Source organism: Mycobacterium sp. 1274761.0, from assembly GCF_001668615.1.
In the GTDB taxonomy this organism is placed as follows: Bacteria; Actinomycetota; Actinomycetes; order Mycobacteriales; family Mycobacteriaceae; genus Mycobacterium.
Window position 1 is genome coordinate 1 of record NZ_LZMC01000032.1, and the last position, 14,326, is coordinate 14,326.

The 14,326-nt window shown below is 65.8% G+C and carries 16 protein-coding genes, 2 tRNA genes and 2 pseudogenes; 10 read left to right on the forward strand and 10 right to left on the reverse strand.

Annotated elements, in window-relative coordinates:
- Positions 1–177, reverse strand: a pseudogene (locus A5651_RS25900) (acyl-CoA thioesterase); the annotation flags it as partial.
- Between A5651_RS25900 and A5651_RS24810 the strand changes: the two are divergent.
- Positions 172–381, forward strand: a pseudogene (locus A5651_RS24810) (acyl-CoA thioesterase); the annotation flags it as partial. The pseudogenes A5651_RS25900 and A5651_RS24810 overlap by 6 nt on opposite strands.
- Complete coding sequence (locus A5651_RS05225) at positions 378–1,043, forward strand: hypothetical protein (RefSeq protein ID WP_066976320.1); 666 nt, start codon at positions 378–380, stop codon at positions 1,041–1,043. The pseudogene A5651_RS24810 and the gene A5651_RS05225, both read left to right, overlap by 4 nt.
- A 93-nt stretch (positions 1,044–1,136) precedes the next feature.
- Here the strand turns inward: A5651_RS05225 and A5651_RS05230 are convergent, their stop codons facing one another.
- A complete protein-coding gene (locus tag A5651_RS05230) occupies positions 1,137–2,717 on the reverse strand; it encodes an alpha-amylase family glycosyl hydrolase (protein WP_066976323.1) in 1,581 nt (526 codons plus the stop codon).
- Positions 2,718–2,726: 9 nt separating this feature from the next.
- Positions 2,727–3,131, reverse strand: a complete 405-nt coding sequence (locus tag A5651_RS05235; protein WP_197496550.1) for a globin — start codon at positions 3,129–3,131, stop codon at positions 2,727–2,729.
- A 132-nt stretch (positions 3,132–3,263) separates the two neighbouring features.
- Here A5651_RS05235 and A5651_RS05240 point away from each other — a divergent pair, with 132 nt between their 5' ends.
- The 3 genes from A5651_RS05240 to A5651_RS05250 are packed head-to-tail and all read left to right on the forward strand — an operon-like array spanning position 3,264 to position 4,624.
- On the forward strand, positions 3,264–3,908 hold the full coding sequence (locus A5651_RS05240) for an HNH endonuclease (RefSeq protein WP_066976326.1): 645 nt from the start codon (positions 3,264–3,266) through the stop codon (positions 3,906–3,908).
- Between the two features lie 25 nt (positions 3,909–3,933).
- Positions 3,934–4,170: a hypothetical protein gene (locus A5651_RS05245; protein ID WP_066976329.1), complete on the forward strand. Its 237-nt coding sequence runs from the start codon at positions 3,934–3,936 to the stop codon at positions 4,168–4,170.
- Positions 4,157–4,624: a DUF5130 domain-containing protein gene (locus A5651_RS05250; protein WP_066976332.1), complete on the forward strand. Its 468-nt coding sequence runs from the start codon at positions 4,157–4,159 to the stop codon at positions 4,622–4,624. Before A5651_RS05245 ends, A5651_RS05250 begins: the two co-directional genes overlap by 14 nt.
- Here the strand turns inward: A5651_RS05250 and pepN are convergent.
- Together pepN and A5651_RS05260 are read right to left on the reverse strand one after the other, a co-directional pair.
- The gene (gene pepN, locus A5651_RS05255; protein WP_066976336.1) at positions 4,621–7,203 is read right to left on the reverse strand and encodes an aminopeptidase N; all 2,583 of its coding nucleotides are present in this window, start codon (positions 7,201–7,203) and stop codon (positions 4,621–4,623) included. The genes A5651_RS05250 and pepN overlap by 4 nt on opposite strands.
- Before the next feature lie 33 nt (positions 7,204–7,236).
- Positions 7,237–7,632, reverse strand: a complete 396-nt coding sequence (locus A5651_RS05260; RefSeq protein ID WP_066976339.1) for a DUF732 domain-containing protein — start codon at positions 7,630–7,632, stop codon at positions 7,237–7,239.
- A gap of 125 nt (positions 7,633–7,757) precedes the next feature.
- On the opposite strand from A5651_RS05260, the gene A5651_RS05265 reads away from it, so the two are divergent.
- The 3 genes from A5651_RS05265 to A5651_RS05275 all read left to right on the forward strand — a co-directional run bounded on the left by A5651_RS05265 (position 7,758) and on the right by A5651_RS05275 (position 9,721).
- Complete coding sequence (locus tag A5651_RS05265) at positions 7,758–8,366, forward strand: DsbA family protein (protein ID WP_066976342.1); 609 nt, start codon at positions 7,758–7,760, stop codon at positions 8,364–8,366.
- 77 nt (positions 8,367–8,443) lie between these two features.
- A complete protein-coding gene (locus A5651_RS05270) occupies positions 8,444–8,923 on the forward strand; it encodes a ribose-5-phosphate isomerase (protein WP_066976515.1) in 480 nt (159 codons plus the stop codon).
- A gap of 3 nt (positions 8,924–8,926) precedes the next feature.
- Positions 8,927–9,721, forward strand: a complete 795-nt coding sequence (locus A5651_RS05275; RefSeq protein ID WP_066976345.1) for an Fpg/Nei family DNA glycosylase — start codon at positions 8,927–8,929, stop codon at positions 9,719–9,721.
- Between the two features lie 66 nt (positions 9,722–9,787).
- Here A5651_RS05275 and A5651_RS05280 read toward each other — a convergent pair whose 3' ends face one another.
- Both A5651_RS05280 and A5651_RS05285 read right to left on the reverse strand, forming a co-directional pair.
- Entirely contained in the window at positions 9,788–10,621 is an 834-nt protein-coding gene (locus A5651_RS05280; RefSeq protein WP_066976348.1) for a hypothetical protein, read from the reverse strand.
- A gap of 45 nt (positions 10,622–10,666) precedes the next feature.
- A complete protein-coding gene (locus A5651_RS05285) occupies positions 10,667–11,848 on the reverse strand; it encodes a serine hydrolase domain-containing protein (RefSeq protein ID WP_066976351.1) in 1,182 nt (393 codons plus the stop codon).
- A 198-nt stretch (positions 11,849–12,046) separates the two neighbouring features.
- Here A5651_RS05285 and A5651_RS05290 point away from each other — a divergent pair, with 198 nt between their 5' ends.
- The gene (locus tag A5651_RS05290) at positions 12,047–12,388 is read left to right on the forward strand and encodes a hypothetical protein (RefSeq protein WP_231988573.1); all 342 of its coding nucleotides are present in this window, start codon (positions 12,047–12,049) and stop codon (positions 12,386–12,388) included.
- Positions 12,389–12,449: 61 nt separating this feature from the next.
- Here the strand turns inward: A5651_RS05290 and A5651_RS05295 are convergent, their stop codons facing one another.
- The 3 genes from A5651_RS05295 to A5651_RS05305 form a co-directional block, all read right to left on the reverse strand.
- A complete protein-coding gene (locus tag A5651_RS05295; protein WP_156662634.1) occupies positions 12,450–12,803 on the reverse strand; it encodes a hypothetical protein in 354 nt (117 codons plus the stop codon).
- Between the two features lie 274 nt (positions 12,804–13,077).
- Entirely contained in the window at positions 13,078–13,896 is an 819-nt protein-coding gene (locus A5651_RS05300) for a class I SAM-dependent methyltransferase (protein ID WP_082943599.1), read from the reverse strand.
- A gap of 171 nt (positions 13,897–14,067) precedes the next feature.
- Positions 14,068–14,141: transfer RNA gene (locus A5651_RS05305), tRNA-Gly, on the reverse strand.
- 91 nt (positions 14,142–14,232) lie between these two features.
- Between A5651_RS05305 and A5651_RS05310 the strand changes: the two genes are divergently transcribed.
- A tRNA-Pro gene (locus A5651_RS05310) sits at positions 14,233–14,309 on the forward strand.
- Positions 14,310–14,326: the final 17 nt, after the last annotated feature.

Here is a 14,326-nt window from a genome sequence, read left to right on the forward strand (position 1 = left end):
CCGCACCTCATACCCGATCGTGAAGTCGACGGCGCGCACCCGCTTCGACCACATGGTCACCTGCAGTGGCGAATCCCTCAACCGCAGCTGGCCCTTGTAGAGGATCTTGACCTCGTGGATGAGCAGCCCGGTCTCATCGATGACGTCTTCGAAAGGCTCACGCAGGAACGGGATTCGCCACTGCAGGTGACCATGTGGTCGAAGCGGGTGCGCGCCGTCGACTTCACGATCGGGTATGAGGTGCGGTCGGTGAACAGCCGCGCCGATTCGAAGCCGGCCGTAATCGCCGAGACGCAGCTGGCCACCGTCCACATCCAAGAGCAACGGTTGCAACGGCTCAGCCCGGACCAGCAGGAATATCTGCAACGCTGGATTCGATGAGCAGTCCCGAGCGGGGCATCTGGCTGCAGGACACCACGCAACGCCAAGACCTCGCCACGTTCGTCGAGCGCGCGATCCGGCTCGACGCCGCCGCGGTGATCCGGCTGCGCGAGCGTGCCGGTGGTGCGCTGGTGGCATGGGTGGCAACGGGATTCGATGTGCTGGCGAGCCGGGTGGTGGCGGGCCGGATGCGACCGGCCGACCTGAGCGCGGGTGCGGACACGCTCGCCGACGGCCTTCGCGCCATGGGCCGCGACGGCTACGTCGACCCAGGCTTCCCGACCGATTCGGCATGGCGCAGCGCCCTGCCGCCGGAGACCGGCTTTGCCCACATCGACGACGTGCCTGCGCGGGTGGTCCTCGACCTGGCGCAGCGGGGCGTGGCGCTGGCGAAGGAGCACGGCAGCGCGCATGGTCCGCCGGCGTCGCTGCTCGATCAGGAGGTGCTGTCGGTCAGCTCGCGCGACCATGCCGCCGCCATCCCGATGCGCTGTGTATTCGCCTTGACCGCAATGGGTTTCCTGCCGCAGGACGGCGATCCGCAGTCAGTGGCCGCCGACGAGATCGTGCGGGTGCGGGCCCAGCCCGCCTGGCTGCGGATCGACGCCCGCTTCGGGTCGGTGTACCGCCGCCGCGGTGACCCCGCCGTGGTCCTACGCTGACGCTCCCTCGGCGAGCAGACGCAAGTGCACGCGACACGCCGACGAAATGCCTGCATTTGCGTCTGCTCGCGCTGAAGGGGTGACCGAGCGAAATCAGATGACCCAGGCGGCGGCGTTCGGCGGGAGCTGGCCGTCGACCGGGTCAGCGCTGGCCAGCAACACCTCGCCGGCGGGCAGTGCGACGGGCTTCCTGCTGGCGTTCAACATGCATACCAGCCCGCCGGCGACCACGCGATACACCAGCGTGTCGGCCGGTGATTTCAGCCATTCCACCGCCGAGCCTTCGAATTCTGTTCTGCTGCCCCGCAATCGAAAAGCCTCGCGGTAGAACGTCAGCGTCGACCCGGGATCAGTCAGCTGTTTCTCGACCGTCAGCGCCGACCACTCCTGCGGCAGGGGCAGCCATGTATCGGGGTTGGTCGAGAACCCGAACGGGGGAGCGTCGCCCTGCCACGGAATCGGCACCCGCGACCCGTCGCGGCCGCGGCGGGTGCGCCCGGAGCGCTCCCACACCGGGTCGCGCAGTGCCTCATCAGGCAGCTCCACGTTGGCCAGGCCGAGTTCCTCACCGTTGTAGATGAACACCGCGCCGGGCAGCGCCAGCATCACCAGCGCCATCGCCCAGGCGCGGGCCAGCCCGACCTCGCCGCCGCCGTAGCGGGTGACGTCGCGTTCGACATCGTGGTTGGACAGCGTCCACGTCGGCGTCGCGTTCTCGATCGCCGCGGCTGCCAACGAATTCTCGATCGCGCCCCGGATCTCCGAAGCCTCGAACTCGGACCGCACCAAGCGAAAGTTGAAGCCAAGGTGCAGTTCGTCGGCGCGCAGATACCGGGCGAACTGCTCGTTGTCGTAGACCCATACCTCGCCGATGGCGACCGCGTGCGGATAGTCGTTGAGCACCGTGCGGATGTGGCGGTGGATGTCGTGGACGCCGTCGTGGTTGAAGCGGGGGTCGTTGTCCATCTCGGCCAGCAGCAGTTCGCCCTCGACGACCTCCATATCGGGCAACCCGGGCGGCTTGGCCATACCGTGTGCGACGTCGATGCGGAAACCGTCGACGCCGCGGTCGAGCCAGAACCGCAGCGTCTTCTCGAGATCGTCATAGACCTCGCGGTTCTCCCAGTTGAGGTCGGGCTGCTCGGCGTCGAACAAATGCAGATACCACTGGCCCAGATTGCCGTCCGGCTCGGTGACGCGGGTCCACGCGGGGCCGCCGAAAACCGACACCCAGTTGTTGGGCGGATAGATGCCGCCGGGGCCGGTGCCGTCGCGAAAGATGTAGCGCTCGCGCGCCTCGGCTCCCGGACCCGCCGCCAGCGCCGCCTGGAACCACGGATGCGCGGAGCTGGTGTGGTTGGGCACCAGATCCATCGTCACCCTGATGTTGCGCGCGTGCGCGGCGGCGATCAGCCGGTCCAGCGCCGCCATCCCGCCGAACAGCGGGTCGACGTCGCGGGGATCGGACACGTCGTAGCCGTGGTCGGCCATCGGCGACACCATCACGGGGTTCAGCCAGATCGCGTCGACGCCGAGCGTCTCCAGATAGTCCAGCCGCCTCGCCACGCCGTCGAGGTCGCCGACGCCGTCGCCGTTGGCATCGCAAAAGGACCGCGGATAGACCTGGTAGAACACCGCATGCGACCACCAGGGCACGTCGCGTGAATCAGTCACGCCGCAACCCTAGAACGGCGAATTGACCATCGAATGGGCCGCCATCTCGAGGTAGTCGAGCAGCGCTTTGCGATGCTCGTCATCGAGGGTGTCTGAGTCGATCGACGCGACCGCGGTGTGCATGCAGCGCAGCCATGCGTCGCGCTCGAGGAAGCCAATCTTGAACGGGCTGTGCCGCATCCGCAGCCGCGGGTGGCCGCGTTGGTCGGAGTAGGTGCGCGGGCCGCCCCAGTACTGCTCGAGGAACATCCGCAGGCGCACCTCGGCGGCGTCGAGCTCGTCCTCGGGATACAGCGGGCGCAGGATCTCGTCCTCGCGAACCAGTTCGTAGAACCGCGACACGATGGCATTGAAGGTGTCGTGGCCACCGACTTCGTCGTAGAACGATCGCTGCGGTCCAGTCACGTCGTCCATTGTTCCAAGTCGTCCGAACCCGCAAGTCAGCCGGTGATGTCATGCGAAGTTCACCCGGCTGACCAGGAGACACAAATGAATTTGTTATGCGATAGACCCCAATCCGTGGTGGACTGTCTCCTCGGAGGACAGATGGCGCATCGAAAGAAGAGCCGGTCTCGGACGGCTGGCCATGTCGCCGCGAGCCTGACCGGAGCGGCGCCCACACCCACGCTGCTGCATAGTGTCGACGCTCCTCCCGCCAACCGAGAAGGGTCGCTCTGGGGCCGTCGCCGGGTGTTGCTGCTCAATTCGACCTACGAGCCGCTGACGGCGCTGCCGATGCGCCGGGCGGTGGTCATGCTGATGTGCGGTAAGGCCGACGTCGTGCACGCCGACCCGTCGGGTCCGGTGATCCACTCGGCCACCCGCTCGGTGACGGTGCCTTCGGTGATCCGGCTGCGGTCGTATGTGCGGGTGCCCTACCGCGCCCGCATCCCGATGACCCGCGCCGCGCTGATGCACCGTGACCGGTTTCGATGCGCCTACTGCGGCAGCAAGGCCGACACCGTTGACCACGTCGTGCCGCGCAGCCGCGGCGGCGCCCACACCTGGGAGAACTGCGTAGCCGCATGCTCGACGTGCAACCACCGCAAGGCCGACCGGCTGCTGACCGAGCTGGGCTGGACGCTGCGCTCGACGCCGGCGCGGCCCAAGGGGCAGCACTGGCGGCTGCTGTCGACGGTGAAGGAACTCGACCCGGCGTGGATGCGATACCTGGGTGAGGGCGCAGCCTGACAGGTGCCCGCGATAGGGTTTGCGCGTGAGCACCGCACTTACACATTCGCTACTCGGCGGGGTGCCGCTGCTGGTCACGCTGATCCTGATCGCGTTGATCTGGGGCATCGGCAAGAACCGCAAGGGACCGCACGCTGCGACGTACAAGATGTCCGATGAAGAGTGGACGCACGGGCCGATTCTGTGGGCTGCCGACGAGCCCGAATCGCATGGGCACGAGCACCCGTTGACGATTGGAGGCGGCGCCAGTGGCAAGTGGTGACGTTATCGAACGCAAGTCGGCGCAGCTTCCCCGCGGATGGGTCGTCACCTCCAGCGGCCGGCTGTCCGGGGTCACCGAGCCCGGCGAGTTGTCGGTCAACTACCCCTTCCCTGTGAAGGATCTGGTGCGGCTCGACGACGCGCTGAAGTTCGGCTCGCGCAAGGCGAAGGCCCGGTTCGCGGTGTACATCGGCGATCTCGGCGCCGACACCGCCGCGGCGGCCCGAGATGTGTTGGCCAATGTGCCGACGCCCAACAACGCGGTGCTGCTCGCCGTGTCACCGAACCAGAAGGCGATCGAGGTCGTCTACGGCTCGGAGTTGCGCGGACGTGGCATCGAGGAGTCGGCACCGCTGGGTGTGAAGGCCGCAGCGGCGTCGTTCAACTACGGCAACCTGATGGCCGGGCTGATCAGCGCCATCAAGGTGATCAGCGCCGGCGTTCGCCCGGCCTAGCTGACGTCGAAGGCGCGGGCACGCAGCGAGCGTTCGACGCCCGCGCGGCCCTCGACCACCAGCCTCCGCAGCGACGGCTGCATGTCGCCTTCCAGGAAACGGTCGGCGGCCTTGAGCGCGTCGTCGCTGATGTCCCACGTCGGGTACAGCCCGATGACGACAGTCTGCGCGACCTCGCTGGAGCGGCGCTGCCAGACGCCAGGGATGGCCTCGAAGTACTTCGCGGTGAACGGCTGCAGCAGCGCCTGCTGACCGGGCTGCACGAAGCCGTCGATGATCGCCCGCCCGACGATGTTGGGCAGCGTGTCGTCCTCGATCACGAGCTGCCATGCGGCGCTCTTCACCGCTACCTGCGGACGGGCTGCCGCGGCGCGGGCGGCGTTGCGCTTGCCCGCCGCCGTCGGATCGCGCTCGACCTCGGCATCGATGAAAGGCGTTGCCTCACCGTCGCTGTCGATATCGCCCGCGGCGGCCAATGCGGTGACGATGCGCCACCGCAGATCGGTGTCGATGATCAATCCGGGCAGGCCGTGTTCGGCCGGGTCGGTGTCGAGCAGCGCGGCCAGCACCGCGACGTGGCGCAGCGCGAGCACCGATGTGCACAGTGCGTTGATGAAGGCCAGCTGGTGGTCGGACCCGGGCTCGGCGGCGCGGGCCAGTTCCAGCAACCGGTCGGCGAACGACGGCCAGCCGTTTGAGCAGGCCCACTCGGGATCGGCGTAGGAGCGCAGCGCGGTCTGCGCCTGGAGCAGCAGCCGCTGGGCCACGCCGACCTCGGTTTCGGCGTGCACACCGTTGACGACGAGCGCGACGAAGTCGCGGGCCTTCAGCTCGGCTTCGCGCGTCATCTCCCACGCCGCCGACCAGGCGAGCGTGCGGGGGAGCGGTTCGGCGATGTCGGCGATACGGGTCAGCACCGTCCGCAGCGACTCGGGATCGAGCCGCAGCGAGCAGTAGGTCAGGTCGTCATCGTTGACCAGGATCAGCTTGCCGCGGGGAACGCCGTGCAGCGCAGGCACTTCGGTGGAATCACCCTCGATGTCGAGCTCCTCGCGGTGCGCCCGCATCAGCTTGCCGGAGCCGTCGTCATCATAGATACCCACGGCGAGCCGGTGGACGCGGGTTTCGCCTGCGCCGGGCGCCGCGCCGCTCTGGCTGATCGCGAAGCGGCTGAACGTCCCGTCGGCGTCGACGTCGAAGTCGGCGCGCAGCGTGTTGAGTCCGGTCGTCTTGAGCCACTGTTGGCCCCAATGCGACAGATCGCGGCCAGACGACTTCTCCAGTGCGCCAAGCAGATCGCCGAAGGTGGCGTTGTCGAAGGCGTGGTCGCGGAAGTAATCACGCAGGCCGGCGAGGAACGCTTCCAGCCCGACGTAAGCCACCAACTGCTTGAGCACACTGGCGCCCTTGGCGTAGGTGATGCCGTCGAAATTGACCTCGACGGCCGCGAGGTCGGGGATGTCGGCGGCGACGGGATGGGTGGACGGCAGCTGATCCTGGCGGTACGCCCACGACTTCTCGGCGTTGGCGAACGTCGTCCACGCCTCGGTGTACTCGGTGGCTTCGGCCTGGCACAGCACCGATGCGAATGTCGCGAAGGATTCGTTGAGCCACAGGTCATCCCACCACCGCATGGTCACCAGGTCGCCGAACCACATGTGCGCCATCTCGTGCAGCACCGTCTCGGCGCGACGCTCATACGATGCGCGGGTGACCTTGCTGCGAAAGACATAGTCCTCTAAAAACGTTACGGCTCCGGCATTTTCCATTGCGCCGGCGTTGAACTCGGGCACGAAAAGCTGGTCGTACTTGCCAAAGGCATAGGGTTCGCCGAAATTGCGGTGGTAGAAGTCGAAGCCCTGCTTGGTCTCGGTGAACAGCCGGTCGGCGTCCATGAACTCTTGCAGAGACTTTCGACAGAACAGTCCCAACGGGATCTCGCCGTGTTCGTCGGTGTACGAGTCGCGCCACACCGCATAGGGTCCGGCGATCAGTGCGACTAGATAGGTGCTCATCTTCGGCGTTGTCGCAAACGTCACGATCTTGCTGTTGCCGGACACCTGCGCCTCGGTGGGCGCACCGTTGGAAACCACTTCCCAGTGTGCGGGCGCAGTGACGGTGATGTCGAAGGTCGCCTTCAGGTCGGGTTGATCGAAACAGGCGAACATCCGCTTGGCGTCAGCGGTTTCGAACTGCGAGTAGAGGTAGACCTCGTTGTCGACGGGGTCGACGAAGCGGTGCAGACCCTCGCCGGTGTTGGAGTAGTAGCAGTGCGCGTCGACGACCAGGGTGTTGTGCTGCTGCAGGCCGGCCAGCGCGATGCCGGTTTCTTCGTCGTAGGCAGACACGTCGAGGTCGATGCCGTTGAGGGTGGCTTTGTGGATGGTCTCGGCGGCGATGTCGATGTAGGTGTCGGCGCCGGGGAGCGCGCTGAACTCCACGGTGGTGACGGACCGGAACGTCTTCTCGCCGGGCGCACCTGTGCCGTCGGTCAGGTCGAGGTCAATGCCGTAGCGGTCGACTGTGACGAGCGCTGCTCGTTCGATTGCCTGGTCGCGAGTCAGATTCGGAAGAGCCACACGTCCAACTTAGTGGTCGGACTCGGCGGCGTCTTACCGCCCGACGATGCCCGGCAACCCCGGAATGCCCGGCAGGCTGTTGTTGTCCTGCACCATCTGAAGGAAGGTGCCGTTGCCGATCGACCCCATCATCTGCGGGCAGTACATCTGGATGGCAATGCCGGTGAAGAACGACGCCAGGCCCGGGTTGATGCCGTTGTCGGCGACCGTGGTGGCGACTTGGGCGAAGTCCTTGCCGGGCTCAACCAGCATTGGGCAGACGCGTTCGCCCAGTTGGGCGGTGAGGTCGGGATTATTGTCGGCGTAGCCGATGCCCGCCCGGTTCAGTGCGTCGAGGAAGGCGGTGTCGTCGTCCGCCTGGGCGGGAGCGGCAAGTGCTAGGCCGGCCGCGACCAGGGCGGCCGTGCTGACCGTAAATAATCGTTTCACTTGTGTAACAGTGGTCGACTTTGGTCACATCGACAACACGCTTCGGTAAAGGTTTGGAACAGCTTCGCGTGGCGCATGGTTGAAGGTGGCTGAGTTCATAGATCCCGCGATTGAGAGGACACATCATGCCCGAGAAGTCCGTCGCCGATTTCTGGTTCGATCCGCTGTGCCCGTGGTGCTGGATCACGTCCCGGTGGATTCTCGAGGTGGAAAAGGTCCGCGACATCGAGGTCAACTTCCACGTGATGAGCCTCGCGGTGCTCAACGAGGGCCGTGACCTGCCCGAGGAATACCGCGAGGGCTTGAAGCAGGCGTGGAAGCCGGTACGGGTGGCTATCGCCGCCGAGCAGGCCAAGGGGTCGGAAGTGCTGGCGCCGCTGTACACCGCGATGGGAACCCGTATCCACAACCAGGGCAATAAGGACTTCGATGTGGTGATTCGGGAGTCGCTGGAAGAGGTCGGGCTGCCGGCCGACCTGGCGGAGGCCGCCAACACCGACTCCTACGACGAGGCGCTGCGCAAGAGCCACCACGAGGGCATGGACCCCGTCGGTGAGGATGTCGGCACGCCGACCATTCATGTCAACGGTGTGGCGTTCTTCGGGCCTGTGTTGTCGAAGATTCCGCGGGGCGAAGAGGCGGGCAAGCTGTGGGACGCGTCGGTGACGTTCGCGTCGTACCCGCACTTCTGGGAACTCAAGCGGACACGCACCGAAGCGCCGACGTTCGACTGAACGTCAGTTGTTGCCTCTACCAAGAAGAGAATCCTCGGGCTGCCAGCTATCGGATGAGACATGCCAGAATGGCCGCCATGCGCGTCTACCTGGGCTCTGACCACGCGGGCTTCGAACTCAAGAACGAGATCATCGAGCACCTGAAGAAGAACGGGCACGAGCCCACCGACTGCGGCGCCTTCACCTACGACGCAGAGGACGACTACCCGGCGTTCTGTATCGCCGCGGCGCTGAAGACCGTCGGCGACAACGAAAGCCTCGGCATCGTCATCGGCGGCTCCGGCAACGGCGAGCAGATCGCCGCGAACAAGGTGCCCGGCGCGCGCTGCGCGCTGGCCTGGAGCACCGAGACGGCGTCGCTGGCCCGCGAGCACAATAAGGCGCAGATCATCGGTATCGGCGCCCGGATGCACACGGTGCCCGAGGCGCTGGAGATCGTCGACGCGTTTCTGTCGACTCCTTGGTCGGGAGCGGAGCGGCATCAGCGTCGCATCGACATCCTCGCCAAGTACGAAGAGACGCACATCCCGCCCAGCGTGCCTGGCGCGCCCGCCTGACGAATGCCCGAAGGCCATACGCTTCACCGGCTGGCACGGCTTCACCAGCGCAAGTTCGGCCGAGCGCCCGTCATCGTGTCCAGCCCGCAGGGCCGCTTCGCTGACGGCGCGGCGGCCGTCAACGGCCGGGTCCTGAAGAAGGCCAGCGCGTGGGGCAAGCACCTGTTCCACCACTACGAAGGCGGTCGCGTCGTGCATGTGCACCTCGGCCTTTACGGCACTTTCAGCGAGTCTTCGGTGCCGATGCCGCCGCCGGTGGGCCAGGTGCGCATGCGGATGGTCGGCGCTGAGTTCGGCAGCGATCTACGCGGGCCGACGGTGTGCGAGGTGATCGACGAGGCCGAGATCGACGACGTCATCTCGCGGCTCGGCCCCGACCCGTTGCGGCGAGACGCCGACGGATCGCTGGCGTGGGCGCGAATCTCGAAGTCCCGCAGGCCAATTGGCGCGCTGCTGATGGACCAGACGGTGATCGCAGGCGTTGGCAACGTGTATCGCAATGAGCTGCTTTTCCGTCATCGCATCGATCCGTACCGGTTGGGCACGCAGATCAGCGAAGACGAGTTCACCGCGATGTGGACCGATCTGGTCGAGCTGATGAAGGTCGGTTTGCGACGCGGCAAGATTGTCACGGTCGAGCGAGAGGATGACCACGGCCTGCCGTCGTATCGGCCGGGGCGTCCGCGCACCTATGTGTATCGCCGAGCCGGCGAACCGTGCCGGATCTGCGGCACCGAACTGCGGACCGCCGTGCTCGAAGGCCGCAACCTGTTCTGGTGTCCCAATGATCAGTCGTAGGGACAGCGCGTCGCGTTGAGTCTGCGCTTAGTGCGACAACGTGCGAGAAGCATTACGCGGCGATGCTCAGAAGCCGCCGAAGTCTCCACCGAAGTCGCCGCCGCCCCAGTCGCCGCCGCCCCAGTCGCCTCCACTGTCGCCGCCCCAGCTGTCGCCACCCCAGCCGCCGTCGCCGCCCATATCGCCGCCGCCGTCATAGCCGTCGTAACCGCCGTCCTGTCCGGCCGCCAAGCCGTCGGAATAGCCGTCGCCGTAACCGTTTTCGAAGCCCTGGGCGCCGTAGTCGACGCCGTGCATGCCGGAGAACAACGCATCAAACAGCAGCACCGAGCCCAGGCCCCATGCTCCTGCGATCAGCGCCGGCTTCCACCATGGCTCGGAGTACCAACCGGCGGGCACGGGCCGACCCGCGACGCGCCCGCCCGGGTAGTAGTTCGGGGTGCGCTCGGTCGGATTGGGGGAGGCCTCGATCTCGCGGCCCTCGAAGTTGATCCGCCGGTCCTCGGTGACCACGCCGGCCGATTTCTGCCCGCTGATGGTTTCCAGCTCGGGCCCGGGGTCCATCCCCATCGCGGTGCGGGCGGCGCGGACGTAGTAGAGGCCCTCCAGCGCACTTTCCTTGGCGAGCAGTGCCTGCTTGGCGGTGGCGGCCTGTTCGATCTGCGCGCCGGCGGCCGTGAAGCGCTCCGACGCGTCGGCCAGGGCCTGCTTGGACGCGTCGTCGGTGCCGGTGAGGTTGAGGACCTGGCCGCCGAGGCGGTCGATGGTCCTGCGGGCGTCGGCCTTGGCGTCGGCGAGCGATGCGGCGTTACGGCTGGCGGAATTGCGCGACGCGCTCCACACGGCCAGGCCGATCGCCGCCACGACCACGAGGATGAGCACCAGCAAGACGCTGTTCATGGCGACCAGCGTACCCACAGGAAATCGCCGCTCCGGGGCTGTGGACTAGTCGCGGATTACGCCCAGAGCGGAGTAAACCTGATCGGAAAGGGCGACGCTGCGGGGATCGGCGTTGCACTTGGTGGCATCGAAATTGTTCATGACGTACGCATAGCCGATCCCGTATTCGAGGTCGACGAATCCGAAGCTGCCGCCTGAGCCGCCGTGGCCGAAGGTGCGCTTGTTCGGGCCGTTCACGCCGCGCTGGTTGAGCATGTAGCCCAGGCCCCAGCCGTGGTCGGCGACGCGCGGGCCGAGGACGAGGTCGTTGTCGAAACCCCCTTGCGAGACACGGCATTTCTCCATGTGCTCGTAGCTCAGCAGCTTGCCCTGGGCGAGCGCGTTGTAGAACGTCGCCAGCCCGAGCGCGGTGACGTGAGCGTTGGTTGCGGGGAATTCGGCTGTGCGCCAAGCCGTGATGTCGTTGGAGCCGAGCTCGTCGTCGGGGATGAAGCCCATTGCGATGGAGAACGCGGCCATGGGGTGTTCGGTGAGGGTGGTCGGGTAGCCAGGCGCGTTACCGTTGGCCAGCACGGCGCGGATGTGGGGCTTGTTGACCATGTCGGCGCAGCGGTGATGTTCGGATTTCGGCAGCCCGATATGGACGTCGATTCCGAGCGGCTCGGCAATTTCGGTGCGCAGGTAGTGGCCGAGGGTGCGGCCGGTGACGCGGCGGACGATTTCGCCGAGGATGAAGCCGAAGCTGACCATGTGGTAGCCCTGCGCTGTGCCGGGCATCCACCACGGTTCGGCCTTGGCGATATGGGCGCACACGTCATCCCAGTCGAGGGTCGCCTCGGGTGTCAGCCTGGTGCGGGGTCCGATGACGCCTGAGCGGTGACCCATGACCGTCGCGATGGTGATGTCTTGCTTTCCGGCTTGGGCGAATTCGGGCCAGTAGTGCGCGACCGGCTCGTCGAGATGTAGTTCGCCGCGGTCGGCGAGCAGGTGAATGCAGCTGCTGGTCAACGCTTTCGAGCCGGAGAAGATGCTGGCGAGGGTGTCGTGACGCCAGGGTTTGGTTTTTGTGGCGCTGCCGCCGCAGAGGTCGACGACGAGTTCACCGTCGACCCAGACGGCAACGGCGGCGCCGACTTCGCCGCGGTCGGTGAAGTTGGCTTCGAAGGCGTCGCGGACGCCGGTGAAGTCAGGGGAACACGATCCGGTGACTCGCGGTGGCTGGTTCACGAGCCTCCTGACGACGACGGCCGCGGTGGCCTCGGGCGCCGATCGTATGGGCGCAGGCTGTCAATGCTGCCTGTCTGGAGCTGAGAACCTATTGCGGTTGCATTGCGATTCGGTCGAGGTGTCGTTCTGGCCCGCGAGGGGCGTTTCCGGGGTACTCCTGACGGAGAGAGCTACTGGGCCCGGATTGGAGTGACAGTGGTGTGGACTCGCTTGGCACCTGTCGCGCTACTGCTGGTAGCGGCGACCGTAACGCCGGCAACGTCCGCCGCGGACCCCGTTTGGCCGGTCGCAGGTGCCGAGTCGGCTGCCGACACCATCAGCGACCTCCAAGATCAGGGCTACACGACCGCAATCAACTGGGTGGCGGGTGACAAGACCGTCCCGCTCTCGCGATGCTCTGTCACCGCTATTCACAATCCTGACCACTCCGCCGACGCTGTGGCGGTCTCGTCCACGACCGTCTACGTGGACGTATCGTGCCCGTCGGACAACCACGACTGGGGATGGGATTGGCCCTTCGGCGTCGGTTTCGGCTTCTGAGATAGTCCGGCTGGACCCCAGTTGATATTGGGGCCCAGCCGGATTCAGCCGTAGGTGCGGTTTACGTCGACGCTGCCTTGCCGGGTCGCGGCGCTTGGACGTCTCCAGGCTTGGGCTGCTGCGTCTGGAATGTTGCCGGAGGCGCGACGCAACCGCCTTGTGAGGCGCTCCATTCGCCGCCGGATGACGTGCAGCAGAACACCTTCTCATCTTCGAACTGCCCGACATCGGTCTTACCGGAGGCATATCTCTGCCCGGCCTGTTTCATGCAGCTGTCGTACACCCCGATATCCCACACCTTTTCCGCGTGCGAGACGGCGGGCTGTATCAGCCCGGCGGCGACGACGGCAGCCGCGATTCCGAAGATGGTTACTGACATGTGTGCGCGCCACGGGGGCGCCGGTTTCGTTTTCATGCCCGAATGTTGGCCGGAGGCTTGCACTCTTGGCATGAGGCATTCGCCCCAATGTGGTCGAAAGCTCGTAGGCGGAGACGCGGCGATCTGTTAGGCGACCGAATACGTGTTCGCCCTGCGGTAGGCCCCGAATTGGGGCTTCATACAAGCCGACGACAACGCTCGCCATCTATGGCCATCTGTTCGAGGAGAGCTACGACGACGGCATGGCCGCGCTGGGCGTGATGGCAGCTCGCCCGGCAGCAGGAATGGACAACGTGATCCCGCTGCACGGTTAAGGCTTCTCCGCCCACACCGCGAGGCTCGGACTGGCGATCATCATTACTGGATCCGGCCCCATTTCGGCCCTTACGCGTTCAGCGAAGCTATCGGCGTCGACCTCTTCCTCGGTAGCGATGCCGTTGCTTGTCAGCACTGGCGCAATGCCGGCCAGCATTGCCAGCATGAACTCCAGTACCGCGGCGTCGCCGGTAACTACACCTCCGGCTACCTCGTATGGAAGCTGCGGTTCCAAGCCAGCTGACCGCAACAACGACGGCAGGCGAACCCCCATACGCGTCTGATTCCCGAGGACCTCCCACGCAGCGTCTACCCAGCGGACTAGCTGCTCTGATAGCGGGCTAACGGGCCACATGAACACCGGTTGGGGCAGGTTCACATTCATTTCCAAAAACGCCGCGACGCCTCCGGGCGTAAGTCGGTCAGCCAGAATGCGCAATGCTGCCTGCACGTCCGGTTGATACATCAGCACGAACCGTCCGACGATTGCGTCGAAAGGCCCGTCAGGCGGTGAGGAGAGGTCAGCCGTATCAAATCGGACATTGGTCAAGCCGAGATCATTAACGCGGCGGGTGGCGGCCTCGACCTGAGTCGCGTCGCGGTCAATGCCGATAACCCGGCCTGATGGCGTAACTAGTTCCGCGACGATGACAGAAACGTCGCCTCCCCCTGAGCCACAATCAAGCACTCGGGCACCTGGACCGATGCCGGCAGCCCGAAAAAGTCGTTCCGTTGCCGGACGCAGAAGGTTACCTTGGCTTGCGAGCCGCTGGCGTTCTTGGTCGGAGCTACCCCAGGCATATTCGTTCGCCACGTGCGGATAGTGACATGCCCGAACGGCATCGGGATGGTTTCAATTAAAGGATTGCACCGCGACGCGTAGGCGCACCAGGCCGGAGCCGCGATTCGCCGGGTACAAAGCGGGTACGGATTCCGCACCGGAACCGGTGACTAGCTGGGAAAACGCCCTCAACGGGTGCTCAGTTGGAGCGGGCGACGGGAATCGAACCCGCGTAGCTAGTTTGGAAGACTAGGGCTCTACCATTGAGCTACGCCCGCGTGTACAGCGGACAACACTGTACCGGCGGCAATCCAATCAAATCCAATTAAAGGTTCGGCGTGCCTGGGCCGTAGTATCTGCGGTGGTCCGCGGGGTGTAGCGCAGCTTGGTAGCGCATCCGCTTTGGGAGCGGAAGGCCGCAGGTTCAAATCCTGTCACCCCGACCAGAAGCAAGCCGTCGCCT